This is a genomic window from Streptomyces sp. NPDC012637 (assembly GCF_042954805.1).
In the GTDB taxonomy this organism is placed as follows: domain Bacteria; phylum Actinomycetota; class Actinomycetes; order Streptomycetales; family Streptomycetaceae; genus Streptomyces.
In genome coordinates, this window is record NZ_JBIBDS010000005.1 from 321384 (window position 1) to 345659 (window position 24276).

Consider the following 24276-nt stretch of genomic DNA (forward strand, 5'->3'; position numbering starts at 1 on the left):
CAGGAAGAGCGGGAAGCGGGTGTTGCGAGGGGGGCAAAGCGGTGGGGCACCACACTCACTGTCCAGTGTGCGTGGTGCCCCGGAGCTTTCGTACGAACGGAACCTGGAACTAAAGCGTACGAAATTACTTCAGGCCGGGGTACAGCGGGTGCTTCTCGGCCAGAGCGGTCACGCGGGCCTTCAGGGCCTCGGCGTCGAAGCCGGGCTTCAGCGTCTCGGCGATGATGTCGGCGACCTCGCGGAAGTCCTCGGCCTGGAAGCCGCGGGTGGCGAGGGCCGGCGTGCCGATGCGCAGGCCGGAGGTGACCATCGGCGGGCGCGGGTCGTTCGGAACGGCGTTCCGGTTGACCGTGATGCCCACCTCGTGGAGGCGGTCCTCGGCCTGCTGGCCGTCCAGCTCGCTGTCGCGCAGGTCGACCAGGAGCAGGTGGACGTCGGTGCCGCCGGACAGGACGGAGACGCCGTGCTGCGTGACGTCGTCCTGGACCAGGCGCTCGGCGATGATCCGGGCGCCGTCCAGCGTGCGCTGCTGGCGCTCCTTGAACTCCTCCGAGGCGGCGACCTTGAAGGACACGGCCTTGGCCGCGATCACGTGCTCCAGCGGGCCGCCCTGGAAGCCGGGGAAGACCGAGGAGTTCAGCTTCTTCGCGAACTCCTTCTTCGCCAGGATGATGCCGCCGCGCGGGCCGCCGAGCGTCTTGTGCGTGGTGGAGGTCACCACGTCCGCGTACTCGACCGGGTTCGGGTGCAGACCGGCGGCGACCAGGCCGGCGAAGTGGGCCATGTCGACCCACAGGTACGCCTCGACCTCGTCGGCGATCCGGCGGAACTCGGCGAAGTCCAGCTGACGCGGGTACGCCGACCAGCCGGCGATGATCACCTTCGGGCGGTGCTCCTTGGCGAGGCGCTCGACCTCGGCCATGTCCACCAGACCGGCCTCGTCCACGTGGTACGCGACCACGTTGAACTGCTTGCCGGAGAAGTTCAGGCGCATGCCGTGGGTGAGGTGGCCGCCGTGCGCCAGGTCGAGGCCGAGGATCGTGTCGCCGGGCTGGGCGATCGCGAACAGCGCGGCCTGGTTGGCGGAGGCGCCGGAGTGCGGCTGCACGTTGGCGTACTCGGCGCCGAACAGGTCCTTGATCCGGTCGATCGCGATCTGCTCGGCCACGTCGACGTGCTCGCAGCCGCCGTAGTAGCGGCGGCCCGGGTAGCCCTCGGCGTACTTGTTGGTGAGGACCGAGCCCTGGGCCTCCATGACCGCGACCGGAGCGAAGTTCTCCGAGGCGATCATCTCGAGGGTGGACTGCTGGCGGCGGAGCTCGGCGTCGACGGCGGCGGCGACGTCCGGGTCCAGCTCGTGGAGAGGGGTGTTCAGAAGCGACATGAATCGATCCCTAGGGGGTCTCGGTTAGCCGGCGGTGAAGGCGGTGTACTCGTCGGCGGAGAGCAGGTCGCCCGGCTCGTCCGTGATGCGCACCTTGAACAGCCAGCCGCCCTCGAACGGGGCGGAGTTCACCAGCGCCGGGTCGTCGACGACGTCCTGGTTGGCCGCGACGACCTCACCGGTCACGGGGGAGTACAGCTCGCTGACGGACTTGGTCGACTCCAGCTCGCCACAGTCCTCGCCCGCGGTGACGGTGGCACCGACCTCCGGGAGCTGGACGTACACGATGTCGCCGAGCGCGTTCGCCGCGTGCTCGGTGATGCCGACCGTGGCGACGCCGTCCTCGACGGCCGACAGCCACTCGTGCTCCTTGCTGTAGCGCAGCTGCTGGGGGTTGCTCATGACCTGATTCTCCTGGATCGGGGGAGTACTGATGAACGTGGGTCTTACGGGGTGAGACGCGGACTGAGACGGACGCGTCACGTCCGGCTCGCGTCCGGGCGCCGACGGGGCCTCGGCCCCATGGTCACTTCTGGCGCTTGTAGAACGGCAGCGCCACGACCGTGTACGGCTCGTGCGCGCCGCGGATGTCGACGCCGACGCCCTCCGTGCCGGGCTCGGCGAAGGCCGCGTCCACGTACGCCATGGCGATCGGCTTGCCCAGGGTCGGGGACGGGGCGCCGGAGGTGATCTCGCCGACGACCTCGCCGTTCGCGACCACGGACATCCCGGCGCGGGGCACCCGGCGGCCCTCGGCGACCAGGCCGACCAGCTTGCGCGGCGGGGCGGTCTCGGCGCGCTCGGCCGCCTTCTCCAGGGCCTCGCGGCCGACGAAGCGGCCCTCGTTCGTGGTCTTCTCGAACTTCACGACCCGGCCGAGGCCCGCGTCGAAGGGCGTGAGCGCGGTGGTCAGCTCGTGGCCGTACAGCGGCATGCCCGCCTCGAGGCGCAGCGTGTCGCGGCAGGACAGGCCGCAGGGGATCAGGCCGACGTCCTGGCCCGCCTCGGTGAGCGCCTGCCACACGCCCTCCGCGTGCTCCGGCTTCAGGAACAGCTCGAAGCCGTCCTCGCCCGTGTAGCCGGTGCGCGCGATGAGGGCGGGGACACCGGCGACGGTGCCCGGGAGGCCCGCGTAGTACTTCAGGCCGTCCAGGTCGGCGTCGGTGAGCTGCTTCAGGATGCCGGGGGACTCCGGGCCCTGGACGGCGATCAGCGCGTACGCGTCGCGGTCGTCGCGCACCTCGGCGTCGAATCCCCCGGAGCGGGCCACCAGCGCGTCCAGGACGACCTGGGCGTTGGAGGCGTTGGCGACGACCATGTACTGAGAAGACGCGGCCTCCGTCTCGCCGAGGCGGTAGACGATCAGGTCGTCGAGGATGCCGCCGTCCTCCTGGCAGATCATCGTGTAGCGCGCACGGCCGACGCCGATCGTGGAGATGTTCCCCACCAGGGCGAAGTCGAGCAGTTCCGCCGCCTGCGGCCCGGTGACGGTGATCTCGCCCATGTGGGAGAGGTCGAAGAGGCCGGCCTTGGTGCGGACGGCGGTGTGCTCGTCGCGCTCGCTGCCGTACCGCAGCGGCATGTCCCAGCCCGCGAAGTCGGTCATGGTCGCGCCCAGCGAACGGTGCAGCGCGTCGAGGGCGGTCAGACGGGGGGCAGTGCTCATCGGGTGGCTCCCGGGTCCCAGGGCGTGCAGGGCACGACATGACAAGACGGTGAGGACGTTCCTCCCCATCTGTCATGGAACCTGAGAGGTTCACCGAGGGCATCCTCGGCTTGCACCTTGGGTGGGGACGCGACAGGGCGTCCCGCTTTTCAGATCTGCCTCATCCACGCGGTACGGGGCCTGAGAGATTCAAGGGAGGTACTTGCTCCTTCGGCGCCCGGGCGACGCGGCGCGACTGCGCCGGCGACCGGAACTCTCCCGCGCGGATTCGAGCGGCCGGTATGAGGTTGTGCGCGCTCGGGCGAGCGCGTGGCGCGCCCATCATTGCACGGCGGATCCGCGCGGCAAATCGCTTGTGCCGCATTACCGCCTCTTTACACTGCGTGGGCAAGGGTCTTCGCAGACCCGACAGGGGGAGAAGCGATGACGATCCAGCGCACCGGTGTCGCGGCCGCGGCCACGAACACCGGGATACCGCCGCAGCGGGCGGTCGCCCGGGCCCGCACACGCGAGCGCGCCCGCACCAGGCGCCGCGCGCGGCTGCTGCGCGACCTTCGCGAGCGCGAGGGCCGCAGCCCCCGCGTGCTCACCTACGCCACCGGTGACGTCGTGGTCGTCTCCGGGCTCCCCGGCGCCGGGAAGTCCACGCTGATGAGCCGGGCCGCCGAGGGCCGCGCCGTCGACTCCCAGCACACCCGGGAGCGCTGGGAGGGCCGGCTGCCCCGCTTCCTGCCGTACGCCGTCTACCGCCCGCTCGCCCGGATCGCCCACTACGCGGGCCTGCGCCGCGCCCTGCGCACCGGCGCCGGGGTGATCGTCCACGACTGCGGCACCCAGTCCTGGGTGCGCGGCTGGCTCGCCCGCGAGGCCCGCAGGCGCGGCGCCGCCCTGCACCTGATCCTGCTCGACGTCGACCCGGACACCGCCCGGGCCGGCCAGCGGGACCGCGGCCGCGGCGTCTCCTCGTACGCCTTCGCCCGGCACCGCCGCGCCGTGGGCCGTCTGGTGCGCACCGCCGAGGCGGGCGCGCTGCCGCCCGGCTGCGCCTCGGTGACCCTGCTCGACCGCGCTGCCGCCGACGCCCTGCGGAAGATCGGATTCCGCGACGTGGCGTGAACCACTCCGGCCCCTTCGGGCGTCCTTTCCGGTCACAGGGGTGCCGGAGCGCCATTAAGGTGCATACGGCCTGTCCGGCGGATCCGCGCCGGGTGCCGGGGAAGTGCCGGGAAAGGGGACGACGAGGACCGTGGACGTGACGTGGCCGGGCAATGAGCTCGAGGAAGTACTGGCCGCCTCCCTCGGCAGCCCCTCCGCCGGAGGGCGCCTCGTCGAGGTCCTCGGCCGCAGCCCCGTCTGGGTGCCGCTGCCCAACGGCGGCGGACCCGACAGCACCGACCTCGACCTGCCCACCATGGAGATCGAGGGCGGCGCCTACGTGCCCGTCTTCAGCTCCGAGCAGCAGTTCCTCGCCTGCGTCGGCGCGCACATGTCGTACACCGTCGCCCCGGCCCGCGACTTCGCCCGCGGGCTGCCGCCGCAGCTCGGCATCGCCGTGAACCCCGGCGGCACCGTCGGCGTCCCGCTGCCGCCGCCCGCCGTCGCCGAACTCTGCCGCGCCGGCCGCACCGCCCTCGACGGGCCCGCCACCGGCGGCCGGGTCCGCCTCTTCGAGCCCGACTGGCAGGACGACCCGGTCGACTTCCTCGCCGCCGCCTCCGCCGAGTTCGCGGCCACCGGCGTCGTCCACTCCGCACGGCGGGCCCTCGCCAGCGTCGAGGGCACCGAACCCGCCCTCTTCGTCGGCGTCCAGCTCACCGGCCCCGAGGCCGACCGGAACGCCCCGCTCGACGCCCTCGGCCGGGCCCTCGGCCGCGTCGAGGTCGCCTGGCCGGTCAACCTGATCCTCCTCGACGTGGCCCAGGACCCGGTCGGCGACTGGATGCTGGACAAGGTGCGCCCCTTCTTCCAGCGCGCCGCCGTGTGACAGACCCCCCGTCTAAGCTGAACTGCCAGTCGAACCCCGAGCCGGACCTCCGGCCGGACACCAAGCTGAACCGATCCACGAGCCGAGCCGTACGAAAGAGGGGCGGGACCCACGGTGAGCGCGTCAGGCACCGCTGCGACCGGACAGGTCGAGCACATGCTGCGCCAGGTGGCACCCGGGCGTCATGACGCCTACGAGCAGCTGCTGCACGCCCTCGCCGGCTCCGAGGTGTGGATGCTGCTCTGGCAGGGCGCACCCGGCTCGCCCGACGCCCAGTACGGCAACATGGAGGTCGACGGCTACGGCTACGCGCCGTGCGTCACCTCCGCCCAGGAGCTGGCCGCCTCCGGCTGGAACCGCGCCCACGAGCTCGTCACCGGCCTCGAGATCGCCCGCGCCCTCTACCCCGACCGCTGGGGCATCTGGCTCAACCCGCACGCGCCCGGCGGCGGCGTCGGCATCCCGTGGGCCGACCTGCGCCGCATCGCCACCGGCCTCGACCGGATGCCCGCGGGACCGCTGCGGCTGTCCGAACCCGCCGTCGAGATCCCCCAGTTCTACGCCCTGCTCACGCAGAACGCCCACCGCACCCCGGCCGTCCGCTCGCTGCGCCGCGCCTGGGTGCAGCCCGCGCTGGGCTCCCCGTACCTCGCCATCGGCCTCGACCTGTACGACTCCTCGCCGGCCTCCGTGGAGGCGGTCCGGGCGATGATGCACCAGACGGTCTCCGCCGTCCCCGACGGGCTGCCCGTCTCCACGGTGGCCATGTCCGACACGTACGACCCGGTCGCGATGTGGCTGTACGCCCACGCCCGCCCCTTCTACGACCGTGACGCGCATGCCGCGGGACCGGGCGCCGCGTCTCACCAGTCGGGCTACGGCTACCCGCCCGCGCACCACCGCTGAACCGTCGCCGACACATCGCGGAAACCCTGCCGAAATGCCTTGCCGAGCTGAGGTTTTGGCTCCGCTTTCGGACGGCGACGCTGCGATGTCCCGCATCCGCCCGATTTGCCAACTGTCCGGGTCTCAGCTTGATATCACCGCTATGCGGACTGTTCTCTGCCGCGTCACTCGCCAGTAGCGTTCGGCCGGTCAGACCGACCACACATGGCGACCCAGGGGTGGACCCATGCGAATATTCACGTCCCGGTCAGCCCGGGCTTTGACGGCGGCCCTCGCGGTCGGCCTCATCGCCACCGGCTGCGCGAGCGAGCGGGGCAAGGACGGGGACAAGGACGGAGCGAAGGACACCTTCGTCTTCGGCGCTCCCGGCGACCCGGCCTCTCTCGACCCGTCCCTCGCCGCGGACGGCGAGACCTTCCGCGTCACCCGGCAGGCCTTCGAGGCGCTGCTCGAGCACGAGTCCGGCGGCAGCAAGCTGGTCGGCGGTCTCGCCGAGAAGTGGTCCAGCAACCCTGAGGGCACGGTCTGGACGTTCAACCTGCGCAAGGGCGTCAAGTTCCACGACGGCGAGGCGTTCAACGCCGCCGCGGTCTGCGCGAACTACGACCACTGGTTCAACTGGAAGGGCACCTACCAGTCCTCCGCGATCTCCACCTACTGGCAGGACATCATGGGTGGCTTCGCGAAGAACGAGGACAAGGAAGCCCCCGCGCCGAACTACAAGTCCTGCACCGCGAAGGACGAGAACACGGCGGTCATCGAGGTCCTCAAGCCCTCGGCCAACCTGCCCGGCGGCTTCTCGCTCCAGGCCCTCGCGATCCACTCGCCGAAGGCGATCAAGGAGTACGAGAAGCAGGAGGCGAGCGCCAAGGGCGACGCCATCACGTACCCCAAGTACAGCCAGGAGGCCGGCACGGTCGCCGGCACCGGCCCGTACAAGATCACGAAGTGGAACAAGGGCAACAAGGAGGTCGCCCTCACCCGCTTCGACGACTACTGGGGCGACAAGGCCAAGGTGAAGAACCTGGTCATCCGCACGATCGACACCGAGGACGGCCGCCGTCAGGCGCTGCAGGCCGGTGACATCGACGGCTACGACCTGGTCGCGCCCGCCGACATCAAGACGCTGGAGAGCGCCGGCTTCAAGGTGCCGACCCGTGACGTCTTCAACCTGCTCTACCTCGGTATGACGCAGACGAAGAACCCGGCGCTGCAGAAGCCCGAGGTCCGCCAGGCCATCGCGCACGCCGTGGACCGCGAGAACATCGTCAAGACCCAGCTGCCCGCGGGCGGCAAGGTCGCGACCCAGTTCATGCCCGACACGGTCGCCGGCTGGTCCGAGAACGTGAAGAAGTACCCCTTCGACACGGCCAAGGCCAAGCAGCTCCTCGCCTCCGCCGGCGCGAGCAACCTCTCGATCGAGATGTGCTACCCGACCGAGGTCACCCGCCCGTACATGCCCGCTCCGCAGGACATCTTCGAGCTGATCAAGGCCGACCTCGAGAAGGCCGGCATCAAGGTCACCCCGAAGCCGCTGAAGTGGAACCCGGACTACCTGGACGCGGTCGAGGCCGGCTCCTGCGCCCTGCACATGCTGGGCTGGACCGGTGACTTCAACGACGGCTACAACTTCATCGGCACCTGGTTCGCCGAGCCCGACAAGCAGTGGGGCTTCAAGGACGACAAGGTCTTCACCGCGGTGAAGGCGGGCTCGCTCCAGGGCGACCCGACCAAGCGCACGGACCTGTACAAGGCCGCCAACGAGGCGATCATGGACTACCTGCCGGGTCTCCCGCTGACGTCCTCGCCGCCGGCCATCGCGTTCGGCAAGAACGTCAACCCGCCGAACGTCTCCCCGCTCACGCAGGAGAGCTTCGCCGAGGTCTCCTTCAAGTAACACCCCGTAAGCGGTCCGCCCGGTCACGCGTTCCTCCGTGACCGGGCGTCCGCGCATCCGACTCCCGAACCACGCAAGAAAGGGGCACGCGGGGTGTTGCGACTCGTCGTACGACGACTTCTCCAGCTCATACCCACCCTGCTCGGCCTGTCGGTCCTGCTGTTCCTCTGGCTGAACCGACTGCCCGGCGGACCCGCCTCAGCGATCCTGGGCGAGCGGGCGACCGAAGCCGACGTGGCACGTATCAACCGCACGCTGGGACTCGACCAGCCGGTCTACATCCAGTACGGACGCTTCCTGAAGCGGCTGTTCAACCTCGACCTCGGCACCTCCGTGCAGACCGGACAGCCGGTCTGGGACGAGTTCGTGCTGCGCTTCCCCGCCACGGTGGAACTCGGCATCGCCGCCATGATCATCGCCACCGTCGTCGGCATCCCGCTCGGCTATCTGGCGGCCCGCAAGCGCGGCGGCTGGATCGACGTGGCCTCCGTCTCCGGCTCGCTGGTCGGCATCTGCATCCCGGTCTTCTTCCTCGCCCTGCTCCTCAAGGGCGTCTTCGCCGTCCAGCTCGGCGTCTTCCCCAGCTTCGGCCGTCAGTCCACCGGACTCGACGCTACGAACGTGACCGGCTTCGCCGTCCTCGACGGCCTGCTCACCGGCGAGTTCGACGCCAGCTGGGACGCGATCTCGCACCTGGTGCTGCCCGCGATCGCCCTCTCCTCCATCCCGCTCGCGGTCATCGTGCGCATGACCCGCGCCAGCGTCCTGGAGGTCCTCGGCGAGGACTACGTCCGCACCGCCGAGTCCAAGGGCCTGGAGCGCCGCGTCGTGCGCGGCCGGCACATCCTGCGCAACGCGATGCTGCCCGTCGTCACCGCCGTCGGCCTGCTCACCGGAAGCCTGCTGTCCGGCGCCGTCCTCACCGAGTCCGTCTTCTCGTTCGGCGGCATCGGCCAGTTCATCCGTACCGCCATCGACGCCCGTGACTACCCGGTGCTCGTCGGCTTCATCATGTTCATCGCGATGGTGTACGTCCTGATCAACCTGCTGGTCGATCTCCTGTACAGCGTCATCGATCCGAGGGTGCGGGTGCACTGATGAGCCTGATATCCACCAACACGTCGAAGATCGACCGGCTCGCCGAACTCACGGCGAAGACCGAGCACTCGACTGGGGCCAGCCTCTGGCGCGAGGCACTGCGCCGGCTGCGCGCCAGCAAGATGGCCGTCATCGGCGCCGTCGTGATCGCCCTCTTCGTGGTCGTCGCGGTCGTCGGCCCCTGGGTCGCCCCGTACGGGCCGGTCGAGCAGACCTGGCGCGGCGAGGTCTTCCCCAACCAGGGCAAGTTCGTCGGCGCGCGCGCCGACAACTGGTTCGGTCTCGACCACCTGGGCCGCGACCTGTTCTCCCGCTTCCTCGTGGGCGCCCGGCAGACGCTGCTCGTCGGCGTCGTCTCCATGCTCATCGGCCTGGTCGCGGGCGCGGTCATCGGCGCGGTCTCCGGCGCGGCAGCCACCCTCGGCGGGCGCGCCGGCCAGCGCATCGACTCCTTCATCATGCGCGTCACCGACATCATGCTGGCGCTGCCCTCGCTGCTCCTCGCCGTGTCCATCGCCGCCGTGATGGGCCAGTCCCTGACCACCGTGATGATCGCCGTCGGCGTGGTGCAGGTGCCGATCTTCGCCCGCCTGCTGCGCGGCTCGATGCTCGCCCAGGGCCGCAGCGACTACGTGCTCGCGGCCCGCTCCCTCGGCATCCGCAAGCGGCGCATCGTGCTCACCCAGATCATGCCGAACTCGCTGAGCCCGGTGATCGTCCAGGCCACGCTCAGCCTCGCCACCGCCATCATCGAGGCGGCCGCGCTGTCCTACCTCGGCCTCGGCAACCCCGACCCCGCGGTCCCGGAGTGGGGCGTGATGCTCTCCTCGGCGCAGCGGTTCTTCGACAACGCGCCGATGATGTCCGTGTACCCGGCGGTCGGCATCATCATCACGGCCCTCGGCTTCACCCTGCTCGGCGAGGCCATGCGCGAAGCGCTCGACCCGAAGCTGCGAGGTTAGTCATGCCACTGCTCACCGTGGACGAACTCACCGTCACCTTCGGCGGCCGCGGCCGCAAGGACGTCCGGGCGGTCAACGGCGTCTCCTTCAGCGTCGACCAGGGCCAGGTCGTCGGCCTCGTCGGCGAGTCGGGCTGCGGCAAGTCCGTGACCTCGCTCGCCCTCATGGGCCTCCTCCCGGCCAAGGGCGTCACGCTCGGCGGGCGCGCCGACTTCGACGGCACGGACCTGCTCACGCTCAGCCCCGGCAAGATGCGCGACATGCGCGGCCGTGACCTGGCGATGATCTTCCAGGACCCGCTGTCCTCGCTGAACCCGGTCGTCCCCATCGGCGTCCAGGTCACCGAGATCCTCCAGCGCCACCGGGGCCTGAAGGGCGAGGCAGCCCGCAAGGAGGCCGCCCACCTGCTCGACCGGGTCGGCATCCCCGACCCGAACCGGCGGCTCAAGGAGTTCCCGCACCAGCTGTCCGGCGGCATGCGGCAGCGCGCGCTCATCGCCATGGCGGTGGCCTGCGCCCCGCGCCTGCTCATCGCCGACGAGCCGACGACCGCGCTCGACGTCACCATCCAGGCCCAGATCCTCGAACTCCTCAAGGAACTGGTCGACCAGGAGGGCACCGCGCTGCTGATGATCACCCACGACCTGGGTGTCGTCGCCGGCCTGTGCGACCAGGTGAACGTGCTCTACGCGGGCAAGGTCGTCGAATCCGCCGCCCGCCGCGAGCTGTTCGCCCACCCGACGCACCCGTACACCCACGGGCTGCTCGGCTCCATCCCCCGGCTCGACGCCCCGCGCGGCGAGCCGCTGCACCCCATCCGCGGGTCCATCAACGACCAGATCGCCTGGGCCGAGGGCTGCGCCTTCGCGCCGCGGTGCGACCGGTACGAGATGGACTGCCTCACCGGCACGCCCGCACTGACCGAACCGCGTGAGGCCGGACACCGCGCCCGCTGCGTCAACCCGGTCCTGGCCACCACGGAGGTCCCGGCATGAGCCTGCTGGAACTCGACGGAGTGAAGGTCCACTTCCCCGTCAGGAAGGGCATCCTCTTCGACCGCACGGTGGGGCACGTCTACGCCGTCGACGGCGTCTCGCTGTCGGTCGAGGCGGGCCAGACCTACGGCCTGGTCGGCGAGTCGGGCTGCGGCAAGACGACCCTCGGGCGCGCGGTGCTGCGCCTGGTCGACGTCACCGACGGCTCGGTGGTGCTCGACGGCACCGACGTGGCCAAGCTCTCCGAGAAGGAGCTGCGCTCCTTCCGCCGCCGGCTCCAGATGGTCTTCCAGGACCCGCTGGGCAGCCTCAACCCGCGGCAGAACATCGAGTCGATCCTGAGCGAGGGCATGGCCGCCCACGGGATCGGCGCGAACCAGGACGAGCGCCGGGAGAAGATCAAGGAGATCCTGGCGAAGGTGGGCCTGCCCGCCAACGCCCTCTCCCGCTACCCGCACGAGTTCTCCGGCGGCCAGCGCCAGCGCATCGGCATCGCGCGGGCCCTGGTGCTCGAACCGGACGTCATCATCTGCGACGAGCCGGTGTCGGCGCTCGACGTCTCCATCCAGGCCCAGGTCATCAACCTCCTGGAGGAGCTCCAGGAGTCGATGGGCCTGACCTACCTGGTCATCGCCCACGACCTCGCCGTGGTGCGGCACATCTCGGACGTCATCGGCGTGATGTACCTCGGCTCGCTGGTCGAGGAGGCGCCGAGCGACGCGCTGTACGCGGAGCCCATGCACCCGTACACCAAGGCCCTGATGTCCGCGGTGCCGGTCCCGGACCCCGAGGTCGAGGAACGCCGCGAGCGCATCCTGCTCCACGGCGACCTCCCGTCCCCGGCCAACCCGCCGGCCGGCTGCCGCTTCCACACCCGCTGCCCGTGGGCCCAGGCCACGCGCTGCGCGACGGAGCGTCCGGAGCTGACGGACCTCGGCGACGGCCACAAGGTGGCCTGCCACTTCGCCCGCGAGATCGCCGAGGGCACGATCACCCGCGGGGGCGAGGAGTCCTCCGCTCCCGCCTCCGCCGAGGAGACGCCCGCCGACGCCCCGGCAGAGATCCCGGCGCAGGCGACGGGGGAGCGGGCGGACGCCGAACCGGTGGAGGACACCGAGCCGACGGACGCCGCGGAGCCCGCCGACGCGGTGGCGGACCCCGAGCCCGCCGACGCGGTCGAGGGCTCCGAGCCCGCCGACGCGGTGGCGGACCCCGAGCCCGCCGACGTGGTGGCGGACTCCGAGCCCGCCGACGTGGTGGCGGACTCCGAGCCCGCCGACGCGAAGGTGGACGACGCGCCCAAGGCGTGACGCGTGAGTGAGGCCCCGCTGCCGTCCGGCAGCGGGGCCTCACCCGTGCCGGCGCCGTGCCCGCCACGGGGGGCGCGAGCCGGGGGCTCCGAACCGGGACAATGGTTCGGTGCTCCACGATCTGTTCAATCCGTCCGTCCAGCACGCCCTGGACCTGGTCGGCATCTTCGTCTTCGCCATCTCCGGCGCCCTGCTCGCCGTCCGCAAGAACTTCGACGTCTTCGGCATCGCCGTCCTCGCCGAGGTCACGGCGCTCGGCGGCGGGCTCTTGCGCGACCTGATCATCGGGGCCGTGCCCCCGGCCGCGTTCACCGATCTCGGCTACTTCCTCATGCCGCTGGTCGCGACCGTGCTCGTCTTCTTCCTCCACCCGCAGGTCGAACGCACCCAGACCGCGGTCAACGTCTTCGACGCCGCCGGCCTCGGACTGTTCTGCGTCACCGGCACGACCAAGGCGTACGACTACGGCCTCGGCCTCACCTCCTCCGCCGCGCTCGGCCTCGCCACGGCCGTCGGCGGCGGTGTACTGCGCGACGTGCTCGCCAACGAGGTGCCGTCGCTGCTGCGCTGGGACCGGGACCTGTACGCCGTGCCGGCGATCGTGGGCGCGACGATGGTCGTGCTGTGCATCCGCTTCGACGTGCTCAACGCGTACACCAGTGCGACGGCCGTGCTCGCCGCCTTCCTGCTGCGGCTGCTCGCGATGCGCTACCACTGGCGCGCGCCGCGTGCCTGGAACCGGCGCTCGTCCGCCCGTGAGGAACCCGAAAAAGCTACCGCTCAGTAGCTGAATCCTGTACCGTCGCTGATATGAGCACGAGCAGCATCGAGACGTCGAGCGCCGCCGCCACGAGCGAGTTCGACCGCGACACCGCCGTCACCCTCCGCGAGCCCGGCGTCTACGACGCCGAACTCTCCGCCGGCTGGACGATCATCCACGCCGTCAACGGCGGCTACCTCCTCGCTCTCCTCGGCCGCGCGCTCGGCGACCACCTGCCGCACCCGGACCCGTTCACGATCTCGGCGCACTACCTCACGCCGTCCGTGCCCGGCCCGGCGGTGATCCGCACCGAGACCGTCCGCACCGGCCGCACGCTCTCCACCGGCACGGCCTCCCTCTTCCAGTACGCCGAGGACGGCACCGAGGTCGAGCGGATCCGCGTCCTGGCCTCGTACGGCGACCTCGACGCCCTCACGGACGACGTCCGCACCACCGCGACCCCGCCCGCGTTCGCCCCCGTCGAGCAGTGCTTCAGCGCCGCCGACAACCCGGCCCCGCGGATCCCCGGCTCCTCCGCCATCGCCGACCGGCTCGACCTCCGCATCGACCCCGCCTGCGTCGGCTGGGCCGTCGGGGCGCCCTCCGGCAAGGGCGAGATGCGCGCCTGGTTCGGCCTCGCCGACGGCCGCCAGCCCGACCCGTTCTCCCTGCTCCTCGCCGTCGACGCGCTCCCGCCGACCTCCTTCGAGCTGGGCCTCAAGGGCTGGACCCCCACCGTCGAGCTCACCACCCACGTCCGCTGCCGCCCGGCCCCCGGCCCGCTGCGCGTCTCCATCACCACCCGCAACCTCGCGGGCGGCTTCCTGGAGGAGGACGCCGAGGTCTGGGACAGCGCCGGCCGACTGGTCGCCCAGTCCCGCCAGCTGGCCCGCGCCCCGCGCGACTGATCCGCGGACGGGCCCCGGCCCCCGCACGGCCGCTAGCGTGGCGCGGTGAAGTCCGACCGGCTGCTGTCACCGCCCAGGGCCGAGGCCGAATGGACCACCGTCGAACTCGCCGTCGCCGAGCTCGGCGCACTCCGTCCGCTGCTCGCCATGGGCGCCGGCCTCGAGGTCCTCGCCATGGCCGCCGCCAGGGGCTACCTCGCCGCGGTGGCCGCGGAGACCGTCGCGCTCCACGGGCGGGGGTGACGCAAACCGGCCGCCTGCCCGACCGGCCGGGGCCGGCGCGTGAACCGCCTCGTAGAATCGTCCCCACCATGGCTTACCTCGACCACGCCGCGACCACGCCCATGCTTCCCGAGGCGATCGAGGCGATGACCGCCCAGCTCGCCGTCACGGGCAACGCCTCCTCGCTGCACGCGGCCGGCCGCCGCGCGCGGCGGACCGTCGAGGAGGCCCGCGAGACCCTCGCCGGGGCGCTCGGCGCCCGCCCCAGCGAGGTCGTCCTCACCTCCGGCGGCACGGAGGCCGACAACCTCGCAGTGAAGGGCCTGTACTGGTCACGGCTCGCCGCCGACCCGCGCCGCACCCGGGTCCTCGCCAGCCCCGTCGAGCACCACGCCGTCCTCGACGCCGTCGACTGGCTCGCCACGCACGAGGGCGCCACCGTCGAATACCTGCCGGTCGACACGTACGGCCGGGTCCACCCCGAGGCCCTGCGCGAGGCCATCGCCCGCGATCCCGGCTCCGTCGCCCTCGCCACCGTCATGTGGGCCAACAACGAGATCGGCACGATCATGCCGGTCCGCGAACTCGCCGATGTCGCAGCCGAGTTCGACGTGCCCCTGCACGCCGACGCGGTGCAGGCCTTCGGTCAGGTTCCGGTCGACTTCGCCGCCTCGGGGCTGGCCGCCATGACCGTCTCCGGCCACAAGATCGGCGGCCCGTACGGCATCGGCGCCCTGCTCCTCGGCCGCGAGCACACCCCCGTACCCGTCCTGCACGGCGGCGGCCAGGAGCGGCACGTACGCTCCGGCACCCTCGACGTGCCCGCCGTCGCCGCGTTCGCCGTGGCCGGGCGGCTCGCCGCCGAGGGCCGCGAGGAGTTCGCGACCGGCGTCGGCGCCCTGCGCGACGAGCTCGTCGCCGCCGTCCGCGCCGCCGTCCCCGACGCGATCCTCGGCGGCGACCCGGTCGACCGGCTGCCCGCCAACGCCCACTTCACCTTCCCCGGCTGCGAGGGCGACTCCCTGCTGCTGCTCCTGGACGCCGCCGGCATCGAGTGCTCCACCGGCTCGGCCTGCACCGCCGGCATCGCCCAGCCCAGCCACGTCCTGCTCGCCACCGGCGCCGACCCGGACCTGGCCCGCGGCACCCTCCGCTTCAGCCTCGGCCACACCTCCACCAAGGAGGACGTCGCGGCGGTCGCCGAGGCCATCGGCCCGGCCGTGGAGCGGGCCCGCAGCGCGGGCCTCAGCTGACGGCCGGCGCACCCGCCCTGACGGCCGGCGCACCCGCCCTGACGGCCGGCGCGCCCGCCCTGACGGCCGGCGTGCCCGCCCTGACGGCTGCCGTGCCCGCCCTGACGGCTGCCGTGAGGTGAGGCCCGGCCGTCCGCCCGACCGCCACCGGCCCCCGCGGGTGGGCGTGGGGCTCGCCGGCCCCAGCGGGTGAGCGTGGGACCACCGGCCTCAGCCGGTGGGCGTCGGGCGCAACCGCCCCGCGGGTGGGCGTCGGGCGCACCGGCCCACGCGGGTGGGCGTCGGGCGGGGCCGGTGGCCGCAGGTCTCACCCGCCGGACGGGAGCTTCGCGCGCTCCTTCCGTACGAGCGCCATGTAGCGGTCCCAGTCCCAGTGCGGGCCCGGGTCCGTGTGGTCCGTGCCCGGGACCTCCACGTGGCCGATGATGTGCTCCCGGTCCACGGGGATGCCGTACCGGGCGCAGATGTCGGCCGTGAGCCGGGCCGAGCCCTCGTACATCGCCCGCGTGAAGTCCTGCGGGCGGTCGACGAAGCCCTCGTGCTCGATGCCGATGCTGCGCTCGTTCATGTCCCGGTTCCCGGCGTGGAAGGCCACGTCGAGCTCCCTGATCATCTGCGCGACGTGCCCGTCCTTGCGGACCACGTAGTGCGCGGCGGCCCCGTGCGCGGGGTCCTTGAAGACCTTCACGGCGGACCGGTAGCTGCCCTGCACGACATGGATGACGACCCGGTCGACGGCGTAGTCGTCCGGGCGGTCGGCCCGCCGCAGGTTCGCCCGCGAGGCCGCCGTCCACTCCGCGCCCTTGTGGTCGAGCTCGCCCTCGACCCGCTTCTTCTCCATGCCGGGCAGACGCCACCAGAAGCGCGCCAGCTCGTCCCGCGCGAAGACGGCCGCACCGGCGACGGCGACGGTGCCGCCGAGCAGGACGGCGCGTCGCGAGGGCCCTTTGTCCCCGGCGCCCTTGCCCGCACCCTTCCCGGCAGCCTTCCCCGAGCCCTTCTTACGGGCCGTCTTCTTCCCAGCCCCGCCGCTCCCCATGTTCCCCATGTGATCGAGAACGCTTACCCGGGCGACCACGGTTCCCCGGCCCCGTACCCTGGTAGGGCTATGACTCAGACCCCGCCGCAGACTCCGTCGCAGAGCACCCCCACCCGCCCGCTCCGGGTCCTCGCCGCCATGTCCGGCGGAGTGGACTCGGCCGTCGCCGCCGCCCGTGCCGTCGAGGCCGGCCACGACGTCACCGGTGTGCACCTGGCCCTCTCCGCGAACCCGCAGTCCTTCCGCACCGGCGCGCGGGGCTGCTGCACCATCGAGGACTCGCGCGACGCCCGGCGGGCCGCCGACGTCATCGGCATCCCGTTCTACGTGTGGGACCTCGCCGAGCGCTTCCGCGAGGACGTGGTCGCGGACTTCGTCGCGGAGTACGAGGCGGGCCGCACGCCCAACCCGTGCCTGCGCTGCAACGAGAAGATCAAGTTCGCGGCGCTCCTCGACAAGGCGCTCGCCCTCGGCTTCGACGCCGTGTGCACCGGCCACTACGCGACCGTCGTCCTCAACAAGGACGGCAGCCGCGAGCTGCACCGCGCGTCCGACATGGCCAAGGACCAGTCGTACGTGCTCGGCGTCCTCGACGAGAAGCAGCTCGCCCACGCGATGTTCCCGCTCGGCGACACCCTCACCACCAAGGACGAGATCCGCGCGGAGGCGGAGCGACGCGGCCTCGCGGTCGCGAAGAAGCCCGACAGCCACGACATCTGCTTCATCGCCGACGGCGACACGCAGGGCTTCCTCGCCTCCCACCTGGGCACGGCGGAGGGCGACATCGTCGACGAGTCCGGGGCGAAGGTGGGCACCCACCAGGGTGCGTACGGCTTCACCATCGGCCAGCGCAAGGGCCTGCGGATCGGGCACCCGGCCCCGGACGGCAAGCCGCGCTACGTGCTCGACATCTCGCCCGTGAACAACACCGTCACCGTCGGCCCCGCCGAGGCCCTGGACGTCACCGGCCTCACCGCGATCAAGCCCCGCTGGTGCGGCACCGCTCCCGAGGGCCCCGGCCGCTACACCGCCCAGCTGCGCGCCCACGGCGGCGAGACGCCGGTGAGCGCGGCGCTGGAGGACGGCGAGCTGACCGTCACCTTCGACGAGCCGGTCCGGGGCGTGGCCCCGGGCCAGGCGATCGTGCTCTACGACGGCACCCGCGTGGTCGGCTCCGCGACGATCGCGACGACGGCCCGGCGCCCGGCGGAGGAACAGCAGCCGGCCTGAGCCGACCGGAGTGGGCGCCTGTGCCGGGGGAGCCGGCCTGGGATGGCTGGAGTGGGCTTGAGTCGGTCCTGAACCGACCCCGAAGTCGGCCTGGGCCTGTCCTGAGTCGACCCCGGAGTCGGTCTGGGCCGGCCGGAGGCATGGGTCTGCCTGAGCCGTCCGGGCCGACTGCCCCGACCGGAGCCGACTGAGCAGGCCGGGGTCCCGGCGGCGCCTCAGGTGCCCGTCGCCGCCGCCTCGTCCGCCAGGCAGTCCTCCAGGAAGTCCTCGATGACCGGCGCCAGGACGTGCGGCGCCACCTGGTGGGTCTGGCCGGTCAGCGTGCGGTGCCGGCCGCGCGGGACCGCCGCCGCGACCGTACGGGCCACCCGACGCGTCCACGAGGGGCTCGCCCCGCCGTCGACCACCAGCACGCGCGCGTGGACCCGGCCCAGACGGGCGGCGGGCACGGAGCCGTCGCCCACGACCGCGTCGTCGTACGCGAGGGTGTGCGTCAACGCCTCCAGGACGGGCCGGGGTTGCGCGGGCACACCGGCGCCTTCGCCGAGCAGCAGGTCGAGCGCCTCGCCCCGCCGGCCCCGGTCGAGCAGCGCCCGCACCCGGCCGCGCCGTTCCGCCGCCTCGGAGCCGTACGGCGGCTCGTACACCGACACCGGCCCGACCGGCACCCCGGCCGCCGCGGCGGCGAGCGCCAGCGCACCGCCGCAGGCGGTGCCGTGCACCGCGGCCGTGCCCGCAGTGCCGCCCACGGCGTCGACGAGCGCCGCCAGATCGGCGATCTCCCGCTCCACCGCGTACGGCCCGTTGTCCCCGCTCGCGCCGCGGCCGCGCCGGTCGTACGCCACGACCGGGAACCGCCGCGCGAGCAGCCCGGCGAGCACCCGCTCGCTCCCGGCAGTGCCCAGCGCCCCGCTCACCAGGATCACCGGAGTCCCGTCCCCGTCCCCGTACCGCTCGTAGGCGATCCGCGTCCCGTCCGGCGACCTGACCAGGCCGCGGGCCGCGCACACCGTCGTCTTCTCCTCGTCCATGGAAGGGCAGACCGGAGCCGGGCGCGGAACTCATCGCTCCCGGAGGGAACTTCGGGGAAAGTTCCGGGCGTCGGTGGTCGACCGGCGGGCGACACCCGGCCAGGCCCTACCGTGGAGCCCATGAACATCTGCGTCTTCCTCTCCGCCGCCGACCTCGACGAGCGCTACACGGCCCCCGCCCGCGACTTCGCCGCCCGCCTCGGCAAGGCCGGCCACACCCTGGTCTGGGGCGGCTCCGACGTCGGCCTGATGAAGGTCGTCGCGGACGGCGTCGAGGAGGCGGGCGGACGCCTCGTCGGCGTCTCGGTGGACTTCCTCGCGGCCAAGACCCGCCCGGTCGCGGACGAAATGGTCGTCACCAAGGACCTCGCCGAGCGCAAGGCCGTCCTCCTCGCCAAGTCCGACGCGGTCGTGATCATGGTCGGCGGCACCGGCACGCTCGACGAGGCCACCGAGATCCTGGAGCTGAAGAAGCACGGCCACCACACCAAGCCCGTCGTCCTGCTCAACACGGCCGGCTTCTACGACGGCTTGAAGACCCAGTTCCGCCGCATGGAAGAGGAGGGCTTCCTGCCCGTCCCGCTCTCGGACCTCGTCTTCTTCGCGGAGGACGGCGCGGAGGCGCTCGCCTTCCTGGAGTCCTACGCGGTTTGAGTCAGCGAACGGTCCGGGGGCCGCGTGAGCTGAGCAGGGCAGCCCTTGTGCCCTGCTCAGCGCGGGTGCTATGGCGTTGGGACCTTTCCTGCTCGAGGATCCCCTTCGCGGTTGCGTTCGGGTGATCCTGTTTCGCTAATCTCTCCGGGCGGCGGACGTCGCGGACGAGGGGGAACGGGGGACCATGTCGTATTCACAGCGCTGGCAGGAGGTTTTCGGCCCGCTCGAAGGCGACGCCCGGATGACCCTCGCCTCCACGGCTCCCGAACCCGGTGCCTCCGGCCCGGGGAACCTCAAGCACACCGGCGGCCCCTGGACCAGCGCGGCCGGCACGGCGGGCGATCTGCGCACCGGTTCGGAGACGAGCCGGACCGCCCTCGGCCCCGGCCACGAGGGGGTGACGACGGGCGGCGCGGGACTGACCGCCGTCGCCGCGCTCGCGGCCGTACGCACGTCCTGGGAGGAGCGTCTCGCGGCCGTACGCGACGAGTGCGACGCGCTCCAGGGCGCCCTGCAGAAGGTCGCCAAGGAGATGGGCGAGACCGACATCGGGGTCCGGAACGAGTTCGCCAAGGTCCACGGGAAGCCGGAGACCAAGCGATGACGGCGGGCACCCTCACCTGGCAGCAGCTCCGCGACCTGAAGCTCTCCGAGTTCGAGCAGGCGGGCGACGCCTGGCACCAGGTCTCCGGCCGCTCGGACTCCGACCGGACACGGGTCGACCGGGCGATGTCCGCGAAGCTCCGCGAGACCCAGGAGAGCGAGTCCGCGGCGGCGGCCGTCGGCCGGCTCCAGCGGCTCAGCCGGAACTTCCAGTACCTGCACAGCGAGTGCGGGCTCGTCCGTACGACGCTCAACGGCCTGGCCGGCGACCTGGCCGAGCCGCAGACCCAGTTGAAGCAGGCCCTCGCGGACGCCGCCGCCCTGAACCTCACCGTCCACGCCGACGGATCGGTGAGCTATCCGGCGGCCGAGGTCGAGGACCTGGCCGGCGCGAAGAAGGAGGCGCCGGGTGGCACGGTGCAGGGCAGCGCCCGCCTGCCGCTGGAACCGCCGGGCTTCGGCCCCAAGGGCCAGTCGCCGCTGTACCCGGGCTACTCGGGCTTCAAGCCGCTCAACCCGAACGCGGCGAAGGCACAGGACGTGGCCGACCGAGTGGCCAGGGCCCTGCGGTCCGCGTCCGAGATCGACGTCCGTTACGCGAAGACCCTGAACGGCCTCAAGGCGGAGAAGGGCCTCGACGTCACCGCGGCCACGCTGAAGGACGTCGCCGGGGACACGGCGGCCGTACGGTCGGCCGCCGGCAAGCACCTCTACGAGGCCATGCCGCAGGACAAGAGCCCGGCCGAGTACAAGGCCTGGTGGGACGGCCTGAGCGAGGAACAGCGCCGCGAGTACCTCGACATCGCGCCGGACCTGATCGGCGGCGTGGACGGCATCCCGGCGGTCGCACGGGACGAGGCGAACCGGCGGTACCTGCCGCTGCTGATCGACGACCTGGCGCACAAGGGCGGCGACGACGCGGAGACGAAGCTCGACGCCCTCCGCATGATCCAGGACAAGCTGAACAAGCCGAGCGATCCACCGATGTTCCTGCTGGGCGTCGGGGACGAAGGCAACGGGCGCGCGATCGTGGCGTACGGGAACCCGGACACGTCGAAGAACGTGTCCGCGTACGTACCGGGTCTGGGGACCAAGCTCGACGACGAGTTCGTCGAGGACACGATGATTCGCGCTCAGGACACGGCGCTCGGGGCGCGGCAAGTGGATCCGTCCAGTGCGGCGATCGTCTGGCTGGGATACGACGCCCCGAACCTCGTCACGGTCATGTCCACTGCCAATGCGGATAAGGGAGCCCCCGCGTACAACCAGTTCATGGCGGGGCTCGCGGCGACCAACACGAACGGCGACCCCCACTTGACGGCCATCGGCCACTCCTACGGTTCGCTCACCGTGGGCACGGCAGCCAAGCAGTCCGGTGGAATTCCGGGCGTCGACGACGTCATCCTGCTCGGCAGCCCGGGCGTCGGTGTCGACAAGGCGCAGGACCTGGGGGTCGGCAAGAACCATGTCTTCGTGGGTTCCGCGGAGAACGACCCCGTCACCCACCTGCCCACGAAGGACGAGGTGGCACTCGCCGGACCGATCGGCTCGTTGGTCTACGGGGACGTCTTCGACTGGGGCGACGACGACATCTACTTCGGCAAGGATCCGGCGAGCGAGGCGTTCGGAGCCCAGCGCTTCAAGGTCGACGACGGACCCCACCCGGTCCTGGAACTGGGAGGCACCAAGGCCCACTCCCAGTACTTCACGCCGACCAAGGACCAGGAGTCCGCCGACAACATCGCCTTCATCGTGGGCGGGAAGCCCGAGAAGATCAGCACGGAGGAGTACCGGTGAACCGGCGAGGACGGCGGATGCGGTTTGCCCTACCCATGCTCCTGGCGAGCGTGGTGCTGGCGGGATGCGGAATGCAGGACGGCGGAGGGGGCACGGCAGACATGAACATGCAGGAAGCGGCGGACCGGGCGGACGCGATGCTCGACGCGACCATGAAGTCGGTCGCTCCCGAGATCGTCTGGGTCCATGACACGACGACGGCCAGGAGCTGCGACCTGTCCCGGCGGCGCACCGTGATGACGCTCATCTCCGAACAGCGGCGAGGTAACTTCCTCGGCGTGGTCCAACGGCACTGGGAAGAGAGCGACTACAGGATCAAGAGCGTCAGGCCGGACAAGGAGATGCCGGCCATCTACGCCGTCTCATCCGACGGCTTCCAGATCCGTGTCCTCATCGGACACAAGGGGCAGGCGTTCTTCGAGGTCGTCACCCCGTGCGTCGAGAAGTCCGAAGTCGCCGAGCCGACCAGCAAGCCCAACGGCCCCACCTACCCCCTCGGCCAGATCCCCACCCCCAACGTCCGCTCCGACTTCTGGTCCGCCACCGCGCCCCTGCCCTCGCCCACCCCCTCCTCCTGACCCGGCGGTGAGACCATGGTCCCCATGGCTACTCATGTGATCACCGGAGCCGGCTCCGGCATCGGCGCGGCCGTCGCGCGGCGGCTGCACGCCCGCGGGGACGAGCTCGTGCTGCACGCGCGCGATGCCGGCCGGGCCAAGGAGCTGGCGGCGGAGTTTCCCGGCGCCCGGACGCTCGTCGGGGACCTGGCGGACCCGGACCGGCTGTCCTGGGCCTTCTCGCACCAGTCGCTGCCCGAGCGGGTCGACACGCTCCTGCACGTCGCGGGCGTCGTCGACCTCGGCCCGGTCGGCGAGCTGACGCCGAAGACCTGGCACCACCAGCTCAACGTCAACCTGATCGCCCCCGCCGAACTGACCCGGCACTTCCTGCCCCAACTCCGGGTCTCCAAGGGCCACGTGCTCTTCGTCAACTCGGGCGCCGGGCTCAACGCGCACGCCGAGTGGAGCGCGTACGCCGCCTCCAAGCACGGGCTCAAGGCACTCGCCGACTCGCTGCGCCACGAGGAGCACGGCAACGGCGTGCGGGTCACGTCCGTCTACCCGGGGCGGACCGCCAGCCCCATGCAGGCGAAGGTGCACCAGCAGGAGGGCAAGGAGTACGACCCCGAGAAGTGGATCGACCCCGAGTCGGTGGCGACGGCCATCGTCATGGCGATCGACCTGCCGCGCGACGCCGAGGTCAACGACCTGACTGTGCGGCCGGGGCGCTGACGGCGCGATGACGGCGCAATGACTGCGCGATGACGGGGGTCGGGGCGGCGACTTCCCGCGCTCTCGGCCCCGTCGCCCCGTCGCCCCGTCGTCCAGATGCCCAGTCGTCCCGTCGCCCCGCGCCCCGTCGTTCTGACGCCCCGCGCCCCGTCGCCCCGCGCCCCGTCGTCCGGTAGCCCCGTCGCCCCCCTCACGCCGTCACCGCCGCCACCCGCGCCGTCCTCGAGCGCCCGGCACGTACCCTGCGGGAGTGAGCGAGAAGAACGACTTTCCCTGGGGCCCCGCCACCGGCGTCGGGTCCATGCCCGGCGGCGACGCCCGGGAGGCCGCCAAGACCGTGACCGGGTCCTTCGAGGACTTCCCGTACCTCGCGGAGCTGCCCGCCCGCGGGCCCGGCGCGGACATGATCGGGCGGACCGCCGGGATGCTCGTCGAGCTGTACGCGCACGTGGAGCCGAGCGGCTGGCGGATCAGCGAACGGCCCGGACGGGACACCCGGCGGGCCCGGTCGTGGCTCGGGGAGGACCTGGACGCCCTGGAGGAGTTCACCCAGGGGTACGAGGGCGCGCTGAAGGTGCAGGCCGTGGGGCCGTGGACACTGGCCGCGGCGCTGGAGCTGCGCGGCGGCGAGGCGGCGCTCAGTGACCCGGGGGCCTGCCGCGACCTGGCCGGTTCGCTCGCCGAGGGGCTGCGGCAGCACCTCGCCGAGCTCGGCAAGCGCGTGCCCGGCGCCCGGATCGTGCTCCAGCTGGACGAGCCCTCGCTGACCGCGGTCCTGCTCGGCCAGGTCCGCACGGCCAGCGGCTACCGCACTCACCGGGCCGTGGACCGGCAGGTCGTGGAGAGCGCGCTGCGGGACGTGATCGCGGTCCACGACGGGCCCGTGGTCGTGCACTCGTGCGCGCCGGGCGTGCCCTTCGGGCTGCTGCGGCGGGCCGGGGCCGCGGGTGTGTCGTTCGACTTCTCCCTGCTCACCGAGCGTGACGAGGAGCCGATCGGGGAGGCCGTGGAGGCCGGGACGAAGCTCTTCGCCGGTGTGGTGCCGTCCACGGACCCGGCCTCGGGGGCATTGTCGGACCCGGGAGGTAGCGTCATGGGTGTCAGGACGCTGTGGCGCAGGCTGGGGCTGAATCCGGGGACTCTCGCCGAGTCCGTCGTGGTCACTCCCACCTGTGGTCTCGCGGGTGCCTCGCCGGCGTACGCCCGCAAGGCGCTCGCGCACTGCGCCCGGGCGGCGAGATCGCTCGCGGACAACCCAGAGTGACCGGGTTTCAGGACACGGGAG

24 protein-coding genes and 1 riboswitch are annotated in these 24276 nt (G+C 72.1%); of the genes, 19 read left to right on the forward strand and 5 right to left on the reverse strand.

Annotated elements, in window-relative coordinates:
• Positions 1-124: 124 nt before the first annotated feature.
• The 3 genes from glyA to gcvT form a co-directional block, all read right to left on the reverse strand.
• A complete protein-coding gene (gene glyA, locus ACFY8W_RS21790; protein ID WP_384413395.1) occupies positions 125-1384 on the reverse strand; it encodes a serine hydroxymethyltransferase in 1260 nt (419 codons plus the stop codon).
• A 24-nt stretch (positions 1385-1408) separates the two neighbouring features.
• On the reverse strand, positions 1409-1786 hold the full coding sequence (gcvH, locus tag ACFY8W_RS21795) for a glycine cleavage system protein GcvH (RefSeq protein ID WP_391107585.1): 378 nt from the start codon (positions 1784-1786) through the stop codon (positions 1409-1411).
• A 124-nt stretch (positions 1787-1910) separates the two neighbouring features.
• Positions 1911-3050, reverse strand: coding sequence for a glycine cleavage system aminomethyltransferase GcvT (gene gcvT / locus ACFY8W_RS21800; protein ID WP_391107588.1), 1140 nt, complete (start codon positions 3048-3050; stop codon positions 1911-1913).
• A gap of 159 nt (positions 3051-3209) precedes the next feature.
• Positions 3210-3321: riboswitch (glycine riboswitch) on the reverse strand.
• 152 nt (positions 3322-3473) lie between these two features.
• Between gcvT and ACFY8W_RS21805 the strand changes: the two genes are divergently transcribed.
• From ACFY8W_RS21805 to ACFY8W_RS21860, 12 genes are all read left to right on the forward strand, one after another.
• Positions 3474-4166 carry an AAA family ATPase gene (locus ACFY8W_RS21805; protein WP_391107590.1) on the forward strand — a complete coding sequence of 231 codons (693 nt, stop codon included), beginning with the start codon at positions 3474-3476 and terminating at the stop codon, positions 4164-4166.
• A 130-nt stretch (positions 4167-4296) separates the two neighbouring features.
• Entirely contained in the window at positions 4297-5034 is a 738-nt protein-coding gene (locus ACFY8W_RS21810) for an enhanced serine sensitivity protein SseB C-terminal domain-containing protein (protein WP_391107592.1), read from the forward strand.
• Between the two features lie 114 nt (positions 5035-5148).
• On the forward strand, positions 5149-5940 hold the full coding sequence (locus tag ACFY8W_RS21815) for an enhanced serine sensitivity protein SseB C-terminal domain-containing protein (protein WP_391107595.1): 792 nt from the start codon (positions 5149-5151) through the stop codon (positions 5938-5940).
• A 226-nt stretch (positions 5941-6166) separates the two neighbouring features.
• The gene (locus ACFY8W_RS21820; protein ID WP_391107598.1) at positions 6167-7837 is read left to right on the forward strand and encodes an ABC transporter substrate-binding protein; all 1671 of its coding nucleotides are present in this window, start codon (positions 6167-6169) and stop codon (positions 7835-7837) included.
• A gap of 93 nt (positions 7838-7930) precedes the next feature.
• Entirely contained in the window at positions 7931-8935 is a 1005-nt protein-coding gene (locus ACFY8W_RS21825) for an ABC transporter permease subunit (RefSeq protein WP_391107600.1), read from the forward strand.
• The gene (locus tag ACFY8W_RS21830; RefSeq protein WP_391107602.1) at positions 8935-9897 is read left to right on the forward strand and encodes an ABC transporter permease subunit; all 963 of its coding nucleotides are present in this window, start codon (positions 8935-8937) and stop codon (positions 9895-9897) included. Before ACFY8W_RS21825 ends, ACFY8W_RS21830 begins: the two co-directional genes overlap by 1 nt.
• Before the next feature lie 2 nt (positions 9898-9899).
• On the forward strand, positions 9900-10892 hold the full coding sequence (locus tag ACFY8W_RS21835; protein WP_391107605.1) for an oligopeptide/dipeptide ABC transporter ATP-binding protein: 993 nt from the start codon (positions 9900-9902) through the stop codon (positions 10890-10892).
• Entirely contained in the window at positions 10889-12202 is a 1314-nt protein-coding gene (locus tag ACFY8W_RS21840) for an oligopeptide/dipeptide ABC transporter ATP-binding protein (protein WP_391107608.1), read from the forward strand. The genes ACFY8W_RS21835 and ACFY8W_RS21840 overlap by 4 nt, the downstream gene beginning before the upstream one ends.
• A 109-nt stretch (positions 12203-12311) precedes the next feature.
• Positions 12312-12989 (forward strand): TRIC cation channel family protein, encoded by a 678-nt coding sequence (locus ACFY8W_RS21845; RefSeq protein WP_391107611.1) that lies wholly within the window; start codon positions 12312-12314, stop codon positions 12987-12989.
• A gap of 23 nt (positions 12990-13012) precedes the next feature.
• Positions 13013-13870, forward strand: a complete 858-nt coding sequence (locus ACFY8W_RS21850; protein ID WP_391107613.1) for an acyl-CoA thioesterase domain-containing protein — start codon at positions 13013-13015, stop codon at positions 13868-13870.
• 45 nt (positions 13871-13915) lie between these two features.
• Positions 13916-14113 (forward strand): hypothetical protein, encoded by a 198-nt coding sequence (locus tag ACFY8W_RS21855; RefSeq protein WP_391107616.1) that lies wholly within the window; start codon positions 13916-13918, stop codon positions 14111-14113.
• Between the two features lie 68 nt (positions 14114-14181).
• Positions 14182-15345, forward strand: coding sequence for an aminotransferase class V-fold PLP-dependent enzyme (locus tag ACFY8W_RS21860; RefSeq protein ID WP_391107619.1), 1164 nt, complete (start codon positions 14182-14184; stop codon positions 15343-15345).
• A gap of 307 nt (positions 15346-15652) precedes the next feature.
• On the opposite strand, the gene ACFY8W_RS21865 is transcribed toward ACFY8W_RS21860, so the two are convergent.
• On the reverse strand, positions 15653-16393 hold the full coding sequence (locus ACFY8W_RS21865; protein ID WP_391107622.1) for an N-acetylmuramoyl-L-alanine amidase: 741 nt from the start codon (positions 16391-16393) through the stop codon (positions 15653-15655).
• A 60-nt stretch (positions 16394-16453) separates the two neighbouring features.
• On the opposite strand from ACFY8W_RS21865, the gene mnmA reads away from it, so the two are divergent.
• Positions 16454-17614 carry a tRNA 2-thiouridine(34) synthase MnmA gene (gene mnmA / locus ACFY8W_RS21870; RefSeq protein ID WP_391107625.1) on the forward strand — a complete coding sequence of 387 codons (1161 nt, stop codon included), beginning with the start codon at positions 16454-16456 and terminating at the stop codon, positions 17612-17614.
• A gap of 215 nt (positions 17615-17829) precedes the next feature.
• Here mnmA and ACFY8W_RS21875 read toward each other — a convergent pair whose 3' ends face one another.
• Positions 17830-18645, reverse strand: a complete 816-nt coding sequence (locus tag ACFY8W_RS21875; RefSeq protein WP_391107628.1) for an alpha/beta fold hydrolase — start codon at positions 18643-18645, stop codon at positions 17830-17832.
• Positions 18646-18765: 120 nt separating this feature from the next.
• On the opposite strand from ACFY8W_RS21875, the gene ACFY8W_RS21880 reads away from it, so the two are divergent.
• The 6 genes from ACFY8W_RS21880 (at position 18766) to ACFY8W_RS21905 (ending at position 24255) form a co-directional block, all read left to right on the forward strand.
• Positions 18766-19299 (forward strand): TIGR00730 family Rossman fold protein, encoded by a 534-nt coding sequence (locus ACFY8W_RS21880; RefSeq protein ID WP_391107631.1) that lies wholly within the window; start codon positions 18766-18768, stop codon positions 19297-19299.
• A gap of 184 nt (positions 19300-19483) precedes the next feature.
• Positions 19484-19903: a hypothetical protein gene (locus tag ACFY8W_RS21885; protein WP_391107633.1), complete on the forward strand. Its 420-nt coding sequence runs from the start codon at positions 19484-19486 to the stop codon at positions 19901-19903.
• A complete protein-coding gene (locus ACFY8W_RS21890) occupies positions 19900-21699 on the forward strand; it encodes an alpha/beta hydrolase (RefSeq protein WP_391107635.1) in 1800 nt (599 codons plus the stop codon). The genes ACFY8W_RS21885 and ACFY8W_RS21890 overlap by 4 nt, the downstream gene beginning before the upstream one ends.
• Positions 21700-21800: 101 nt before the next feature.
• Entirely contained in the window at positions 21801-22277 is a 477-nt protein-coding gene (locus ACFY8W_RS21895; protein WP_391107638.1) for a hypothetical protein, read from the forward strand.
• A gap of 15 nt (positions 22278-22292) precedes the next feature.
• Positions 22293-22991: an SDR family oxidoreductase gene (locus ACFY8W_RS21900; RefSeq protein ID WP_391107641.1), complete on the forward strand. Its 699-nt coding sequence runs from the start codon at positions 22293-22295 to the stop codon at positions 22989-22991.
• 250 nt (positions 22992-23241) lie between these two features.
• Positions 23242-24255 (forward strand): methionine synthase, encoded by a 1014-nt coding sequence (locus ACFY8W_RS21905; protein ID WP_391107644.1) that lies wholly within the window; start codon positions 23242-23244, stop codon positions 24253-24255.
• Positions 24256-24276: the final 21 nt, after the last annotated feature.